The 18,424-nt window shown below is 72.8% G+C and carries 2 protein-coding genes; both read right to left on the bottom strand.

Translation table 11 applies throughout. The annotated features are described in order from the left end of the window. Positions 1 to 67: 67 nt before the first annotated feature. Entirely contained in the window at positions 68 to 15,691 is a 15,624-nt protein-coding gene (locus tag ABD371_RS34720; protein WP_344486412.1) for a type I polyketide synthase, read from the bottom strand. 334 nt (positions 15,692 to 16,025) lie between these two features. Further along, on the bottom strand, positions 16,026 to 18,424 hold a 2,399-nt coding region (locus ABD371_RS34725; protein ID WP_344486415.1), incomplete at its 5' end, for an SDR family NAD(P)-dependent oxidoreductase.

The following is an 18,424-nucleotide window of genomic DNA, read 5'->3' on the forward strand; positions in this document are numbered from 1 at the left end:
GTGAAGGTGAAGGTGGGAGTGAGATCGGGTCGAGGGGAACGGCCCGGGCCTCGCGGCCCGGGGCCGGTCAGGACAGGCCCAGTTCCTCGTCGAGGAGATCGAAGATCTCGTCGGCCGTGGCGGACTGGATTTCCCGCTCGTCGGCGGCGCTGTCCTGTGCCTGTGCACTGTGCGTGTCATTCCACTTCGCCATGAGGTCTCGCAGCCGGGCGGTGATGCCCGCGCGGTCGGCGTCGTCGGGGCCGACTTCGGCGAGCATCGATTCGAGCTTGTCGAGTTCCGTGTGGACGGGCCGGCGGGCCGGGTCGCCCTGGCCGAGGCGTTCGCCGAGGTAGGCGGCGAGCGCGGCGGGCGACGGGTAGTCGAAGATCAGCGTGACGGGCAGCCGGAGCCCGGCGGTCGCCGTGAGCCGGTTGCGCAGATCGACCGCCGTCAGCGAGTCGAAGCCGAGGTCGAGGAAGCCCCGTCCGGCGTCGACGTCGTCCGGTCCCTGGTAGCCGAGCACGGCCGCGACCTGGGTACGGACCAGCTCCATGATCGTCTGCTCGCGCTCGGCGGGTGCCAGTCCCGCGAGCCGCTCTTCGAGTGAGCCCGCCGTCTCCGCGCCGGGGCGGGTTCCGCCCCGGGTCCCGGAGTCGGCGGCGCGGCGCACGGGGGTGCGGACGACGCCGCGCAGCAGCGGCGGCAGTGTGCCGTCCGCGGCCTGGGCGCGCAGGGCTGCCGGTTCGGTCTTCATGGGCACCAGGACGGCGTTGCCGAGGGCGTGGGAGGCGTCGAACAGCGCGCGCCCCTCGCCGGGTGCGAGCGCGGCCACTCCGGAGCGGGCCATCCTGGTCAGATCGGCGTCGGCGAGCGCGCCCGCCATGCCGTCGTCGGCCGCCCACAGGCCCCAGGCCAGTGACTGGCCGGGGAGTCCCCGGGCGTGGCGGTACTGGGCGAGCGCGTCCAGGAAGGAGTTGGCGGCCGAGTAGTTGCCCTGCCCGGGAGCGCCGAAGCTGCCGGCGACCGACGAGAAGAGCACGAAGGCGGAGAGCCGGTGGCCCTCGGTCAGCTCATGCAGATTCCACGCGGCGTCGAGCTTGGGGCGCAGGACGGTGTCGAGGCGTTCGGGGGTGAGGGATTCGATGATGCCGTCGTCGAGGACTCCGGCGGTGTGCACGACGGCGGTCAGCGGGTGCTCGGCGGGGATCGCGGCCAGTACGGCGGCGAGCGCCTCCCGGTCGGCCGCGTCGCACGCCGCCCACCGGACCTCCGCACCCAGACCGGCCAGCTCAGCGGCCAGCTCGGCAGCGCCCGGGGCCCGATCGCCACGGCGGCTGAGCAGCAGCAGACGACGCACACCCCGCTCCGACACGAGATGGCGGGCGAACAGTCCGCCGAGGGTGCCGCTCGCGCCGGTGATCAGCACGGTGCCGTCCGGGTCGTACGCCGGAACCTCACCGGAGGAATCACCGGAGGTGTCGGCGGAGGTGTCGGCGGCCGGGATCCGGGTCAGCCGGAAGGCGTGGGCCTCGCCGGAGCGCAGGGCCAGCTGCGGTTCGTCGGTGGCGAGCGCGGCGGCCAGGGCCCCGAAGGAGGCGTCCGTGCCGTCGGTGTCGGCGAGCACGAACCGGCCGGGGTTCTCGGACTGCGCGGAGCGGACGAGCCCCCAGACCGGGGCGTGAGCCGGGTCGGCGATCCGCTCGCCGGGCACGGCGGCGACCGCGCCACGGGTCAGGAACACCAGGCGTGAGCCGTCGAGCCGTTCGTCCGCCAGCCACTCCTTGAGCAGGGCGAGCGCATGGTGCGCGGCGGCCCTGGCGGCGGCGGGCAGACCGCTTCCGGCGACAGACACGGCAGACACGGCAGGCTCGACGTGCGCGGCGGGCAACGGCAGGAAGACGACGTCGGGTGCGGAGGCCCCGGCCGTGAGCGCGTCGCGGAGTGCGGAGAGGCTCGGGTGTCCGCCGAGCCGCTCACCGGCGACCGAGAGCTCGGGCCCGTCCTCGCCGAGCACCGCCCAGCGCTCACCGGACGGGATGGTTCCGGCCGCTACGGGCACCTTGGCCCACTCCACGCCGAACAACGACTCGTGGTGCGCGGCCCGGTCGCCGCCGAGCTGCTGGGCCGAGACGGGGCGCAGGACGAGGGAGTCGACCGTGGCCACCGGGGCTCCGGTGGAGTCGGCGACCTCCAGGGTCACCCCTCCGGGTGCGGCGGCGGTGAGGCGGACGCGCACGGCGGACGCTCCGGCCGCGTGCAGCCGTACCCCGGTCCAGGCGAAGGGCAGTCGGGCCCCTTCGGCGGCGGTACCGGCGCTCTCGCCGGGCGCTCCGAGGCCGAGGCCGATGGCGTGCAGGGCGGCGTCGAGGAGGGCGGGGTGCACTCCGTAGGCGGCGGCCTCGCTCTCGTACTCCTCGTCGAGCGCGACTTCGGCGAAGAGTACGCCGTCGCGCCGCCAGGCGGCGCGCAGCCCCTGGAACATCGGGCCGTAGCCGAGTCCGGCGGCCTCCGCGCCCGGGTAGAAGCCGTCGGTGGGCACCGGTTCGGCACCGGCCGGGGGCCACTGGGAGAGGTCGAAGGCGGGAGCCGGTCCGGCGGGGGCGAGGACGCCCGCGGCGTGCCGCGTCCAGGGCTCGTCGGCGGGGGCCTCCGTGCGGCGGGAGTGCAGGGTGAGCGTCCGGCGGCCGGTGTCGTCGGCCGCCTCCACCGCCAGCTGGAGCTGGACGCCGCCCTTGGCGGGCAGGGTGAGGGGGGCCTCGATGGCCAGCTCTTCGACGGTGTCGCAGCCGCATTCCGCACCGGCCCTCAGGGCCAGTTCCACGAAGGCGGTGCCGGGCAGCAGCACGGTGTCCAGGACCGTGTGCTCGGCGAGCCAGGGATGGGTGGAGAGCGCGAGGCGTCCGGTGAGGACCAGCCCGTCGGACGCGGGCAGTCCGACGGTCGCGCCGAGCAGCGGATGGTCCGCCGTCTCCAGGCCGGCCGCCATCACGTCCTCGACGGAGACTCCGACGTCGAGCCAGTAGCGCTTGCGCTGGAAGGCGTACGTCGGCAGCTCGACGCGCCGCGCGCCGCTGCCCGCGAAGTACGCGTCCCAGTCGACGGCGATGCCGTGCATGTGCGCCTGGGCGAGCGCGGCGGTGACGGTCTCCGCCTCGGGCCTGCCCTGCCGCAGCACGGGCAGGAAGGCGGCGGCGGTGTTGTCGGTGACGCACTCCTGGGCAAGGACGGAGAGGACCCCGTCCGGGCCGAGTTCCACGTACGAGGTGACTCCTGCGGCCTCCAGGGCGCGGACGCCGTCGAGGAAACGGACCGCCTCGCGGACATGGCGGACCCAGAACTCGGGAGTCGACATGTCGTCGCCGACCAGCGCACCGGTCAGGTTCGAGACGATCGGGATCGTCGGGTTGCCGTACGAAAGGTTCTCGATCGCCGTACGGAACGCCTCCAGCATGCCGTCCATGTGCGGCGAGTGGAACGCGTGACTTACCGTCAGCCGCTTGGTCTTCCGGTCGCCGAACTGCTCAGTGATCTTGGCGGCGGCGTCCTCGTCACCGGCGATGACGACCGACTGCGGGCCGTTGACGGCGGCGATGCTGACACGATCGGTCAGCAGCGGGAGGATCTCCTCCTCCGAGGCCTGGACCGCGACCATCACACCGCCCGAAGGCAGCGCCTGCATCAAGCGGCCACGCGCGGCGACCAGCTCACAGGCGTCCTGGAGCGAGAAGACCCCGGCGACGTGCGCGGCGGCGATCTCGCCGATGGAGTGGCCGGAGAGGAAGTCGGGCCGCAGGCCGAGGGAGTCCACGAGCCGGAACAGCGCCACCTCCACCGCGAACAGTGCGGGCTGAGTGACGGCCGTCCGGTCGAGAGCACCGCTCTCGTCGCCGAACAGTGCTTCCTTCAGCGGTGCGTCGAGATGCCGGTCCAGCTCGGCGCAGACCTCGTCCAGCGCCCGGGCGAACACCGGATACGCCTCGTACAGCTCGCGTCCCATGCCCGGCCGCTGACTGCCCTGGCCGGTGAAGAGGAACGCCGAGCGGCCCTCATGGGCGGTGCCGCGCAGCAGCCCCGCCGTGTCCTCGCCCCGGGCGAGGGCGTCCAGGCCGCGCAGCAGCTCCGTACGGTCCCCGGCGACCAGCGCGGCTCGCTGCTCCAGAGCCGATCGGGTGGTCGCCAGGGAGAGCGCGAGATCGGCGATGTTCAGACCGGGGTCGGCCTGCGCATGGGCGTGGAGACGGCGGGCCTGGGCCCGGAGAGCGTCCTCGCCGCGGGCCGACACGAGCAGGGGCACGGGCGAGGGGTCCGTCGCGGAGGGCCGGGGCCCGGCGGCTTCCGGCTCCGGCGTCTCCGGCTCCTGCGTCCGGGGGGCCTGCTCGATGATGGCGTGCGCGTTCGTCCCGCTGATGCCGAACGACGACACACCCGCGCGGCGCGGCCGGCCGGTCTCCGGCCACTCGACCGCGTCCGTCAGAAGAGACACCGCGCCGGCCGACCAGTCCACATGCGGGGTCGGCTCGTCCACGTGCAGCGTTTTGGGCAGCACGCCGTGGCGCATCGACATGACCATTTTGATGACGCCCGCGACACCCGAAGCGGCCTGGGTGTGACCGAGGTTGGACTTCACCGAGCCCAGCAGCAGCGGCCGGTCGTCGGTGCGCTCCTGGCCGTACGTCGCGAGCAGCGCCTGCGCCTCGATCGGGTCGCCCAGCGTCGTCCCCGTGCCGTGCGCCTCGACGGCGTCGACCTGCGCGGCGGCGACGCCCGCGTTGGCGAGGGCCTGCCGGATGACGCGCTGCTGGGACGGGCCGTTGGGGGCCGTCAGTCCGTTCGAAGCACCGTCCTGGTTGACGGCGGAGCCACGGACCACGGCGAGGACCTGGTGCCCGTTGCGGCGGGCGTCGGAGAGCCGCTCCAGCAGGAGCATGCCCGCGCCCTCGCCCCAGCCCGTACCGTCGGCAGCCGCCGCGAAGGACTTGCAGCGGCCGTCGGCGGCGAGACCGCGCTGACGGCTGAACTCGATGAAGGTGCCGGGCGTGAACATCACGGTGACACCGCCCGCGAGCGCCAGCGAGCATTCGCCGTTGCGCAGCGCCTGCGCCGCGAGATGCAGGGCGACCAGGGAGGACGAGCAGGCGGTGTCGACGGTGACCGCCGGGCCCTCCAGACCGAAGGTGTAGGCGACCCGGCCGGACACGATGCTGCTGGAGCTGCCGGTGCCGAGGTAGCCCTCGACGCCTTCGGGCACGGCGTGCAGCCGCGCGCCGTAGTCGTGGTACATGACACCGGCGAAGACGCCGGTCCGGCTGCCGCGCACCGCCGAGGGCGCGATACCCGCCCGCTCGAACGCCTCCCAGGAGGTTTCGAGGAGAAGACGCTGCTGAGGGTCCATCGCCAGCGCCTCACGCGGCGAGATCCCGAAGAAGGAGGCGTCGAACTCGGCCGCGTCGTGCAGGAAACCGCCCTCGCGGGCGTACGAGGTGCCCTGGCTCTCCGGGTCCGGGTCGTACAGCGCCTCGGTGTCCCAGCCACGGTTCTCCGGGAGCCGGCTGATGCCGTCCGCGCCCGCCGTGAGGAGCTGCCACAGATCCTCGGGGGAGCGTACGCCGCCGGGGTAGCGGCAGCTCATCGCGACGATCGCGATGGGCTCGTCGTCGGCGACGGCCGTCATGGGCCCGGCCACGGAGGCGGTGCCGGTTTCCGTGTCTGTGTCGGTGTCGTCGCCGATCAGCTCGGTGCGCAGGTGCCGGGCGAGGACGGTCGGGTCCGGATAGTCGAAGATCAGGGTCGCGGGCAGCCGCAGCGCGGTGGCCGCGTTCAGCCGATTGCGCAGCTCGACGGCGGTCAGCGAGTCGAAGCCCAGCTCCTTGAACGCCCGGCCCGACTCGACCGCGTGGGGTCCCGCGTGTCCGAGCACGGCCGCGACCTGCGTACGGACCAGATCGAGCAGGGTCCGGTCCCGCTCGGCGGCGGAGAGTCCGGCGAGGCGGCCACGCAGCTCGGTCGTCGCCGCGCCGGTGGCGGCCGAGGCGTCGACGGCGCGCCGGGCGACGCCCCGTACGAGCCCGCGCAGCAGCGGCGCGACGGCGCCGGCGGCGGCCTGGGTGCGCAGGGCCTCGGTGTCGATCCGCATGAGGGCGGGGGCGGCCTCGTCCAGGCCGACCGCGATGTCGAACAGCCCCACTCCCTCGGCGGCCGTCAGCGGCGGCAGTCCGGCCCGGCGCATGCGGTTGACGTCGGCGGCGTCCAGCGCCCCAGCCATGCCGTCGGCGACGGACCACAGGCCCCATGCCGTCGCGGTGGCGCGGAGCCCGTGGGCACGGCGGTGCTGGGCGAGGGCGTCCAGGAAGGAGTTGGCCGCCGCGTAGTTGCCCTGCCCCGGGCCGCCGAAGACGCCGGAGGTCGAGGAGAACAGGACGAACGCGGAGAGATCCAGATCCCGGGTGAGTTCATGCAGGTGGAGCGCCGCGTCGACCTTCGGGCGCAGCACGGCGGAGAGCCGCTCCGGGGTCAGCGAGGTGACGATCCCGTCGTCGAGGACACCGGCGGTGTGCACGACGGCCGTCAGCGGGCGGTCTTCCGGCACGGCGGCCAGTACGGCGGCGAGCGCGTCCCGGTCGGCGACATCGCACGCCGCCCAGACGGCCTGCGCGCCGGACTCGGCCAGTTCGGCGACGAGTTCGGCCGCACCGGGAGCGTCGGCTCCACGCCGGGCGAGGAGAAGCAGCCGCTCCACACCGTGCTCGGCGACGAGGTGCCGGGCGATCAGACCGCCGAGCGCGCCGGTCGCGCCGGTGATCAGTACGGTGCCCCCGGGCCCGAAGGCCGGGGTGCGGCCGGGCTCGTCGTCCGGCCGGGTCTCGATCCGCGCGAGGCGGGGTACGAGGACGGTGCCCGCGCGCAGCGCGAACCTCTCCTCGTCGGAGGTGAGCGCGGACCGCAGAGCCTGCCCGGTCCGGCCGCCGTCCACTCCGTCGGTGTCGGTGTCGGTGTCGACGAGCGCGATCCGGCCGGGGTTCTCCGTCTGCGCGGACCGCAGCAGACCCCACACGGTGGCGGCGGCCAGGTCCGTCACATCGCCGTCCGGCTCGGTCGCCACCGCTCCCTTGGTGACGACCACCAGACGGGAGGCGGCGAACCGCTCGTCCGACAGCCAACCGCCGATGAGCGCGAGCGCTCCGTGCGCCGCGCCGTGCACGGCGGTGGCGGGTGTGAGGGCATCGGCGGTGGTCGGGCTTCCGCCGGGAGCGAGCGTGACGAAGACCTCGTCGGGCGCGGTCGCTCCGGCGTCGATGGCCGTGGCCAGGGCCGCGAGGTCCGGGTAGCGGTCGGCGGCGACGACGCCGAAGTGCTCGCCCTCGCCGATACGGGCGTACCGGATCGGCGGGGTGCCGGACGGAGCGCCGAGCCCCGGGAGTTCGGTCCATCGCTGGCGGAAGGCGGACTCGTGGTAGGTGGCGCGCGCCGCGCGGAGCTGGTCGGCGGTGACCGGGCGGAGCCCGAGGGACTCGACGGCGGCGACCGGGGCCCCGGAGGCGTCCGCGATCTCCAGCCTGACTCCTTCGGCCCCGGCCGGGGAGAGACGGACGCGCAGCGCGGACGCGCCCGCCGCGTGCAGGGAGACACCACTCCAGGCGAAGGGCAGCCGGCCCCGGCCGTCGTCCGCGCCGATGCCGCCGAGGCCGATGGCGTGGAGCGCCGCGTCGAGCAGCGCCGGGTGCAGACCAAACCGGCCGGCCTCGTCCTCGGTGCCCTCGGGGAGCCGGACCTCGGCGTAGATCTCGCCGTCGCGCTGCCAGGCGGCACGCAGCCCCCGGAAGGTGGGGCCGTAGGCGAATCCGATGGCGTCGAGGTCGTCGTACCGGCCGTCCAGCTCTACGGGGGTGGCGTCGGCGGGCGGCCATGCCGTCAGCTCGAAGTCGGCCAGGGTCCGTCCGCCGGTGGCGAGCACACCGCCGGCGTGCCGCGTCCACGGCTCTTCGGCGGCCAGGCCTTCGGCGCGGGAGTGCAGGGCGAGCGGGCGTCGCCCGGACTCGTCGGCGGCACCGGCCCACACCCGCAGCTGCACCCCGCCGTGCTCGGGCAGCACCAGCGGCGCTTCAAGGGTCAGCTCTTCCAGCCGGTCACAGCCGAGCTGGTCGCCGGCGCGGGTCGCCAGCTCCACGAAGGCCGTGCCGGGCAGCAGCACACTGCCGAGGATCGCGTGATCGGCCAGCCAGGGGTGCGTGGAGAGCGCGAGCCTCCCCGCGAACACCATCCCGTCGGACTCGGGCAGCGCGACCCCCGCACTGAGCAGCGGGTGCGCGGTGTCGTCGAGGCCGATCGCCTCCACATCGCCGAGGTAGTACGAGGAGACCGCCGGCCAGTAGCGCTGCCGCTGGAAGGCGTACGTGGGCAGGTCGACGCGCTGCGCGCCGGTACCCGCGAAGTACGCGGCCCAGTCGACGGTCACGCCCTGGGCATGCGCCCGCGCGAGAGCCGTGGTCACCGTCTCCGCCTCGGGGCGGCTCTTGCGGAGCACGGGCGCGAAGACTGCGTCACCGCCATCGACACAGCCCTGAGCGAGGGCGCACAGGGTCCCGTCCGGGCCGAGTTCCACGTACGAGGTGACCCCGGCGGCCTCCAGCGCACGGACACCGTCCAGGAAACGGACCGCCTCGCGGACATGGCGGACCCAGAAGTCGGAAGTCGACATGTCGTCCGTGACCAGAGCACCGGTCAGGTTGGAGACGACCGGAATCTTCGGGTCGCCGTACGAAAGGTTCTCGGCGACCTCGCGGAACGCCTCCAGCATGCCGTCCATGTGCGGCGAGTGGAACGCGTGACTGACGGTCAGCCGCTTGGACTTGCGGTCGGCGAAGTGCTCGACCACAGCGAGAGCAGCGCTCTCGTCACCCGCGATCACCACCGACGTCGGGCCATTGATCGCGGCGATGCTCACGCGATCGGTCAGCAGCGGGAGAATCTCCTCCTCCGACGCCTGGACCGCGATCATCACACCGCCCGAAGGCAGCGCCTGCATCAGACGGCCACGCGCCGCGACCAGGGTGCAGGCATCCTCCAGCGAGAACACACCCGCCACATGAGCCGCAGCGATCTCACCGATCGAATGACCGGACAGCAAGTCCGGCTTCACACCCCACGACTCAAGGAGGCGGAAGAGGGCAACCTCGACCGCGAACAGCGCCGGCTGCGTCACCGCCGTCTCATCGAGAGCACCGCTCTCGTCGCCGAACAGTGCTTCCTTCAACGGCAGATCGGAAGCGAACTGGGCACACACCCCGTCCAACGCGTCCGCGAAGGCCGGGTACACCTCGTACAGCTCACGGCCCATCCCCAGCCGCTGACTCCCCTGCCCCGTAAACAGGAACGCCAGCTTCCCGGCGACCGCCGAACCCTCGACCAGACCTGCCGCCGAACGGCCCTCGGCGAGTGCTTCGAGACCGGCGAGAAGTGCTTCGCGGCCGGTGGCGACGACGGCGGCGCGGTGCTCGAAGGCGGAGCGGCCGGTGGCGAGCGAGAGTCCCAGATCGGCGGGGCTCGCATCGGGGTGGGTCACCGCGTGGGCGTGGAGGCGGCGGGCCTGGTCGCGGAGGGCGTCGCCGTCCTTGGCGGAGAGCAGCCAGGGAAGGGCGCCCTCGGACCGCGCCGGGTCGGCAGGGTCGGCAGGGCCGCTCTCGGGGGCCTGCTCGATGATGGTGTGGGCGTTCGTCCCGCTGATGCCGAAGGACGAGATGCCCGCGCGGCGTGGACGGCCGGTCTCCGGCCACTCCACCGCCTCCGTCAGCAGGGAGATGTCACCGGTCGACCAGTCGACATGAGGAGTCGGAGCGTCGACGTGCAGGGTCTGCGGAAGCACCCCGTACCGCATCGCCAGCACCATCTTCATCAGGCCCGCGACGCCCGCCGCGGCCTGGGTGTGGCCGAGGTTGGACTTGATGGAGCCCAGCAGCAGGGGCCGCCCCTCGGGACGGTCCTGACCATAGGTCGCGAGGAGCGCCTGTGCCTCGATCGGGTCACCGAGCCGGGTGCCCGTGCCGTGCGCCTCGACGGCGTCGACGTCCGTGGTGGTCAGTCCGCCGCCGGCCAGGGCCTGGCGGATGACGCGCTGCTGGGACGGACCGTTCGGGGCGGTCAGACCGTTGGACGCGCCGTCCTGGTTGATCGCCGAGCCACGCACGATCGCGAGGACCGGGTGTCCGTTGCGCCGCGCGTCGGAGAGGCGCTCCACGAGGAGGACGCCGACGCCCTCGCCCCAGCCGGTGCCGTCCGCGCCCGCCGCGAACGCCTTGATGCGACCGTCCTCCGCGAGCCCGCGCTGACGGCTGAAGTCGATGAAGGAGGCGGGGGTGGACATCACGGTCACACCGCCGGCGAGCGCCATGGTGCACTCGCCCTGTCGCAGCGCCTGGATAGCCCAGTGGAGGGCGACGAGGGAGGACGAGCAGGCGGTGTCGACGGTGACCGCCGGGCCCTCCAGGCCGAGGACGTAGCTGACCCGGCCGGAGACGACACTGGCGGCGTTGCCGGTGCCGAGGAAGCCCTCGACGCCGTCGGGGGCCGCCAGGATGACGTTGAGGTAGTCCTGTCCGTTGGTGCCGGTGAAGACGCCGACGCGCTCGCCCCGCACGGTGGCCGGGTCGATACCCGCCCGCTCGAAGGCCTCCCAGGAGGTTTCGAGGAGAAGACGCTGCTGAGGGTCCATCGCCAGCGCCTCGCGCGGCGAGATCCCGAAGAAGCCCGGGTCGAAGTCGGTCGCGTCGGCGAGGAAGCCGCCCTCGCGGACATAGCTGGTGTTGTCGGCGGCGGCCTCGGGGTCGTACAGCCCGTCGAGGTCCCAGCCCCGGTCGGCGGGGAAGCCGGAGATGGCGTCACGGCCGTTGACGAGGAGCTGCCAGAGGTCCTCCGGGGTCCGCACACCGCCGGGGAAGCGGCAGCTCATCGCGACGATGGCGATGGGGTCGTCGTCGGCGGCCGGGCCACTGCCCGTGGCGGCGGTGAGGGCCGTTCCGGTGGTGGCGGTCGCGGTGCCGAGCAGCTCGTCCTGGAGGAAGGCGGCCAGCGAGAGGGTGTTGGGGTAGTCGAAGATCAGGGTCGCGGGCAGCTTCAGACCGGTGCGCGCGGTGAGGAGATTGCGGATCTCCACGGCGGTCAGCGAGTCGAAGCCGAGGTCCCGGAAGGCGCTGCCGGGGTCGACCGAGGCCGGTCCCGCGTAGCCGAGGACGGCGGCGACCTGGGTGCGTACGAACTCCAGCGCCAGCTGGTCGCGTTCGCCCGCCGGGGCGTCGGCCAGCTGCCGGGCGAAGCCGTCGGCCTCGGCGGCGGGGCCGGTCTCCCCGGCGGCGGCGAGCGCGTGGGCCGCCTCGGGGAGGTCGGCGATGAGCGGGCAGGGGCGTACGGCGGTGAGGCCGGGGGCCAGCCGGGCCCAGTCCACGTCGGCGACGACGGACGCGGTCTCGTCCAGGGTGAGCGACAGCCGCAGCGCCGCCAGCGCCCGCTCCGGCGCGAGGGCGGGCAGTCCGGCCAGCCGCAGACGCTCGGCGACGAGTTCGTCGGTGGCCATGCCGCCGTCGGCCCAGGCTCCCCAGGAGACCACGGTCGCGGGCAGCCCGTCGGCGCGGCGCTGCTCGGCCAGAGCGTCCAGATACGCGTTGGCGGCTGCGTAGTTGGCCTGACCGGCCGCGCCGAAGACGGCCGCGACGGAGGAGAACAGGACGAACGCGTCCAGTTCCAGCTCGCGGGTCAGCTCGTGGAGGATCTGCGCCGCGTACGCCTTGGGGCGGATGACCCCGGCGAGGCGGCGCGGGGTCTGGGCGTCCAGCACTCCGTCGTCCAGGACGCCGGCGGCGTGGACGACCGCGGTGAGGGGGTGTTCGGCCGGGACGGCGGCGAGCAGGGCTGCCACCGCTTCACGGTCGGCGACGTCACAGGCGGCGAAGGTGACTTCCGCTCCCAGCCCGCGCAGTTCGGCGGCGAGTTCGGCCGTTCCCTCGGCGTCCGGACCGCGCCTGCTGACCAGCAGCAGACGAGGGGTTCCGGTACGGGCGAGCCAGCGGGCGAGGTGCCGGCCGAGCGCACCGGTGCCGCCGGTGATCAGCGCGGTGCCGGTGGTGGTCCACTCGGTTTCGGGGCGCTGCTCGCGGGGGGCGCGAACCAGTCTGCGGGCGAAGATCCCGGTGGAGCGTACGGCGAGGTGGTCCTCGGTGCCGAGGCCGCCGAGGATGTCGGCGAGCCGGCCGGCGGACCGCTCGTCGGGGTTCTCCGGAAGGTCTACGAGACCGCCCCAGCGCTCGGGCAGTTCGAGCGCGGCGGTACGGCCGAGGCCCCAGGCCTGCGCCTGGAGGGTGCTGCTGAGCCGGTCGGAGCGGCCGGTGGCCACCGCGCCCCGGGTCGCGGTCCACAGCGGGGCTTCCACTCCTGTGTCGCCGAGCGCCTGGAGCAGGGCGGTGGTGGCGGCGAGACCCGCGGGCAGCGCCGGGTCCTCGGGGTGCTGCCGCTCGTCCAGCGCGAGCAGGGAGAGCACCCCGGCGGGGGTGCCGGTGTCCGCGAGGGCTTCAGTGATCCGTCGTGCGACGGCGGCCCGGTCGTGCCGGGCGGCGTCGACGGCAAGGGTGCGCGTGACGACGCCGCGCGCCGTCAGGGCGCGTTCGGCGGCCGTGGTCCACGGGGTTTCGACGCCCTCGGGCACGACGAGGAGCCATGTCCCGGCGAGCGGCGCGGGCGCGGTGTCCGTCAGCGGCTTCCAGCTGACGCGGTAGCGCCAGCCGTCCACGGCGTCCTGGTCGCGCTGACGGCGGTGCCAGGCGGAGAGCGCGGGCAGCACGCTGCTCAGCGGCTGCTCGCCGTCGACTCCGAGGGTCTCGGCGAGGGCCGCCAGGTCCTCGCTGTCGACGACCTCCCAGAATCGGGCGTCCGTGGCGCCGAGTTCGCCGCCCTCCGCCGGTCCTGCGAGGTCGGTGAAGGGGTCGCGGGGCCAGTACAGCTCGCGCTGGAAGGCGTACGTGGGCAGCTCGACGCGGCGCGCGCCGGTCCCGGCGAAGCGCGCGGACCAGTCCGGGGAGAGGCCGCGTACATGAGCGCCCGCGACGGCGGCGTTGAGCGACCGCGCCTCCGGGCGTCCGGCGCGCAGCGCGGGAAGGAAGGCGGCGGCGCGGGGGCCGGTGGCGGTCTGGCAGTCCTGGCCGAGGGCGGAGAGCACGCCTGCCGGGCCGAGTTCGAGATAGGTGGTGACGCCTCGGCTCTCCAGCCAGCGGATGCCGTCGAGGAAGCGGACGGCTTCGCGGACGTGGCGTACCCAGAAGTCGGCAGTCGACATGTCGTCGCCGACCAAAGCACCGGTGAGGTTGGAGACGACCGGGATCTTCGGGTCGCCGTACGAAAGCCCCGCGATCGCCGTACGGAACGCGTCCAGCATGCCGTCCATGTGCGGCGAGTGGAACGCGTGACTGACGGTGAGACGCTTCGACTTGCGGTCGGCGAAGTGCTCGACCACAGCGAGAGCAGCGCTCTCGTCACCCGCGATGACGACGGACGCCGGGCCGTTGATCGCGGCAATGCTGACGCGATCGGTAAGCAGCGGAAGGACCTCGTCCTCCGACGCCTGGACCGCGATCATCACGCCACCCGTGGGCAGCGCCTGCATCAGACGGCCACGAGCCGCCACCAGAGTGCAGGCGTCCTCCAGCGAGAACACACCCGCCACATGCGCCGCCGCGATCTCACCGATCGAATGACCGGACAGGAAGTCCGGCTTCAGCCCCCAGCTCTCCACCAGCCGGAACAGCGCCACCTCGACCGCGAACAGCGCCGGCTGAGTCACCGCCGTCTCATCGAGAGCACCGCTCTCGTCGCCGAACAGCGCTTCCTTCAGAGCCAACTCGGGAGCGAACCGAGCACACACCTCGTCCAGCGCCCGAGCGAACACCGGATACGCCGCATACAGCTCACGCCCCATCCCCGGCCTCTGACTCCCCTGGCCGGTGAAGAGGAAGGCGAGTTTGCCTTCTGTGGCGGTGCCTTCGAGGACTTCGGCGGAGGGGCGTCCTTCCGCGAGCGCGGCGAGCCCTTCGAGCAGCGTTTCGCGGTCGTCGGCGACGATCGCGGCACGGCGGTCCAGGGCGGCGCGGGTGAGCGCCTGGGAGAAGGCGAGATCGGCGGTGGTCAGCTCGGGGTGGGCCGTGACATGGGTGTGCAGCGCGACGGCCTGGGCACGCAGCGCGGTCTCGGTCCTGCCGGAGAGGACCACGGGCAGGACGGCCCGCCCGGCCGGGGCCGGGGCGTCCGGGGTCTCAGACCTCTCCGGCTTCTCCGGCTTCTCCGTGGCGTCCGGTGCGCTCTCCAGGATGATGTGGGCGTTGGTGCCGCTCATGCCGAACGAGGAGACGCCGATACGGCGCGGCTGGTCGCTCTGCGGCCACGGCCTCGCCTCGGTGAGCAGTTCCACCTCACCGGCCGACCAGTCGACGTGCGGGGTCGGCTCGTCCACGTGGAGGGTGCGCGGGAGCACTCCGTGGCGCATCGCCATGACGCTCTTGATGACACCGGCGACACCGGCGGCGGCCTGCGCGTGGCCGATGTTGGTCTTGAGCGAACCCAGCCACAGCGGGCGGCCCTCGGGACGGTCCTGGCCATAGGTGGCGATGACCGCCTGCGCCTCGATCGGGTCGCCGAGGCCGGTGCCGGTGCCGTGGGCCTCGATGGCGTCGATCTGGGCGGGGGTGAGCCGGGCGTTGGACAGCGCCTGGAGGATGACCCGCTGCTGCGAGGGCCCGTTCGGAGCCGTCAGTCCGTTGGACGCGCCGTCCTGGTTGACGGCGGTGCCGCGTACGACGGCGAGGACCGGGTGGCCCTTGCGACGCGCGTCGGAGAGCCGTTCGACCAGCAGGATGCCGACGCCCTCGGCGAGGCTGAAGCCGTCGGCGTCCGGGGAGAACGCCTTGCAGCGTCCGTCCACGGCGAGTCCGCGCTGCTTGCTGTAGTCGATGAAGGTGCCGGGCGCGGACATCAGGGTCGCGCCGCCCGCGAGGGCGAGTGAGCACTCTCCGTTGCGCAGCGCCTGTACGGCCAGGTGCAGGGCGACCGAGGAGGACGAGCACGCGGTGTCGACGGTGACCGCCGGGCCTTCGAGGCCGAAGGTGTACGAGAGCCGGCCGGACGCGACGCTGGCCGCGTTGCCGGTGCCGAGATAGCCCTCGACATTCTCGGAGGAGCTGAGCAGGGCGGTCAGATAGTCGTGATTACTGGTGCCGACGAAGACGCCGACCTGCCTGCCGCGCATCGAGGTCGGGTCGATACCGGCCCGCTCGAAAGCCTCCCAGGAGGTTTCGAGGAGAAGACGCTGCTGAGGATCCATCGCCAGCGCCTCACGCGGCGAGATCCCGAAGAGCGAGGGGTCGAAGCGCGCGAAGTCCTGGACGAATCCGCCCTGGTTGGCGTAGCTGGTACCCGGATTCTCGGGGTCCGGGTGGTAGACCGTCTCCATGTCCCAGCCACGGTCGGCGGGGAAGTCGGTGATGGCGTCGACGCCGTCGGCGACAACGCGCCACAGATCCTCGGGCGAGTCGATGCCGCCCGGGTAGCGGCAGCCCATGCCGACGATCGCGATGGGATCCTGGTTCTTCGCTTCGACGTCGCGCAGCCGCTGACGCGTCTGATGCAGATCCGCCGTCACCAGCTTCAGGTAGTCCCGCAGCGTCTCTTCATTCGCCATTTAACGCAACCACCCATTTACAGCAGACGGCATCGGAATACTGTTTGCACAGAGCCGAGAATTACATCGGGTAAACAGCCATTTCATTCACTCATTGAATCGACTGCTCTATATCAGGCTATGAGTAGCCCAATCTCCCCGACAACCCCTAACCGCCCCCTACGCCCCCCTGGGTGGCGGGAGACATAGAGGGCGGCGGCCCTACAGGAATATCCCAGGGGGCTGACCATCCTGGCCAATAACAGGCACGCCGTCAATAACTCAATTCATTGAAGAATCGCATACGGCGGCCATGACCCGGCGGACATTACGGCCCCTGGATTCAAACCGGGTTTCAGGCTCGGCCGAGCCCCTTGTTGATGAAGGCGAACAGCTCTTCGTCGCTGGCCTCCTGGAGCTGCTCGACATCGTCCAGCACCCCGTCCGACCCTCCGTACGCGCTTCCGTCCGGGTTTCCGTCCGACGCGGCGCTCCGGCCGGTGGCACCCGCCGGGTCGTCGCTCTCGTTCCACTTCGCCAGCAGCGACTGGAGCCTCATGGTGACCCGGGCCCGTACGACGTTGTCGGCGGTCCCCCGTTCAAGTACGGCTTCGAGCTTGTCCAGCTCCTCCAGCAGCGGGGCGCCGCCCGCAGCCGCGTCGGGCACGATCCCGGCGCGCAGGTAGGCGGCGACGGCGGCCGGGGTGGGGTGGTCGAAGACGAGGCTGGCCGGGAGCTTCAGCCCGCTCACCGCGCCGAGGCGGTTCCGCAGTTCGACGGAGGTGAGCGAGTCGAAGCCCAGCTCCTTGAAGGCCCGCCCGGCCTCGACCGCCGCCAGGTCGGTGTGACCGAGGACGGCGGCGACGGCGGTGCGGACCAGTTCGAGAAGAAGCCTCTCCTGCTCGACCTCGGGAAGTCCGGCGAGCTGCTGGGTCAGCGGCACTCCCCCGGCGAGGTCGTCGGCGGACTCTCGCTCCGCGCTCTCGATGATCCGCCGGGCCTCGGGCAGTTCGAGCAGCAGCGGCCGGTCACGGTCGGCGGTGAAGGCGAGCGTGAACCGCTTCCAGTCCATGTCGGCGACGGTCAGCGTGGTCTCGTCCCGGTCCAGCGCGTGCTGGAGCGCGGAGACCGCGCGCTCGGGCGACATGGCGAGGATGCCGTGGCGACGCATCCGGTCGCCGGCGGCGCTGTCGTCGCCGTCCGCACTGCCCCAGGGACCCCACGCGATGGAGGTCGCGGGGAGCCCGGCGGAGCGCCGGTGCTCGGCGAAGGCGTCGAGGAAGGAATTGCCCGGAGCCTGGTTTCCCTGGCCGGGCGCGCCGAAGGTGGCGGCGAAGGACGAGAAGAGGACGAACGCGGAGAGGTCCAGTTCGCGGGTGAGTTCATGCAGATGCAGCGTGGCATCGACCTTGACCCGCAGAACGTCCGCCACCTGCTCGGGAGTCAGCGTCTCGATCACTCCGTCGTCCACCACCGCCGCCGCGTGGATCACTGCGGTGAGGGGCTGTTCGGCGGGTACGGAGGCGATGAGGGCGGCCACCGCGTCGCGGTCGCTGACATCGCAGGCCGCGATGGTGACCTGCGTGCCCAGCTCGGTCAGCTCCTTCTCCAGCTCTGCCGCACCCGGTGCGTCCGGGCCCCGGCGGCTGGTCAGCAGCACATGCTCCGCGCCGTTCTCGGCGAGCCAGCGGGCCACATGCCCGCCCAGCGCCCCCGTACCACCGGTGACCAGCGTGGTCCCCTCCGGACGCCACTCCCGTACCGCCACACTCTCCCCCAGAGGAGCATGAGCGAGACGACGGCCGAAGAGACCGGAAGAACGAACCGCGACCTGATCCTCACCACCGTCACCCGCCAGCACGCCCGCCAGCCGGTCGCGCGTACGGCCGTCGAGAGCGACGGGAAGGTCGAGCAAACCACCCCAGCGGCCACCCTGTTCCATGGACGCGACCCGCCCAAGGCCCCAGATCAGCGCCTGCACGGGGGCTGTGACCCGCTCGGAGCGTCCGGTGGCGATCGCGCCCCGGGTGACGCACCACAGCGGCGCGGCCACCTCGGCGTCGCCGAGCGCCTGCGAGAGCGCGAGCTCGGTGGCGAAGGCGTTCTCGCCCGCGAGCGCGAGGAGGGAGAGCACCCCGGCAGGGGCCGTGTCGGCCGTCCGGATGCCGTCGGCGATCGCCTCCCGGGTGTCGCCGGTCGCGACGCTCACGGTACGTATCTCCGCGCCGTGTTCGGTGAGCGTACGCAGCACCCCGTCCGCCCAGTCGGCGGCGGCCCCCGAAAGCCCCTCGGGCACAACCGCCAGCCAAGTGCCCGAAAGGCGGGCGGTGGCGGGCTCGGCGACCCGCTTCCAGGTGACGCGGTAGCGCCAGCCGTCCACGGTGGACTGCTCACGGCTCTGCCTGCGCCACGAGGAGAGGCCGGGGAGAACCGTGCTCAGCGAACCGATCTCGTCGGGGCTGCCGAGGGCGAGGGTGTCGGCCAGCCCTTCCAGGTCTTCGCGTTCGACGGCCTCCCAGAACCGGGCGTCGATCGCACTCTCCGGCGTGGCCGTCACCTCGGACACGGGGGCGGCCTCGGGCCAGAACCGCTGCGCCTGGAAGGCGTAGGTGGGCAGATCCACCCGGCGGGCACCCGTCCCCGCGAACACCGCGTCCCAATCCACACTCACACCACGGACATACGCCTCACCCAGCGACTGCCAGAAACGATCGAGACCACCCTCACCACGACGCAGCGAACCGAGAACAGCGG

The sequence above is a fragment of the Streptomyces amakusaensis genome, assembly GCF_039532665.1.
Classification (GTDB): Bacteria; Actinomycetota; Actinomycetes; order Streptomycetales; family Streptomycetaceae; genus Streptomyces; species Streptomyces amakusaensis.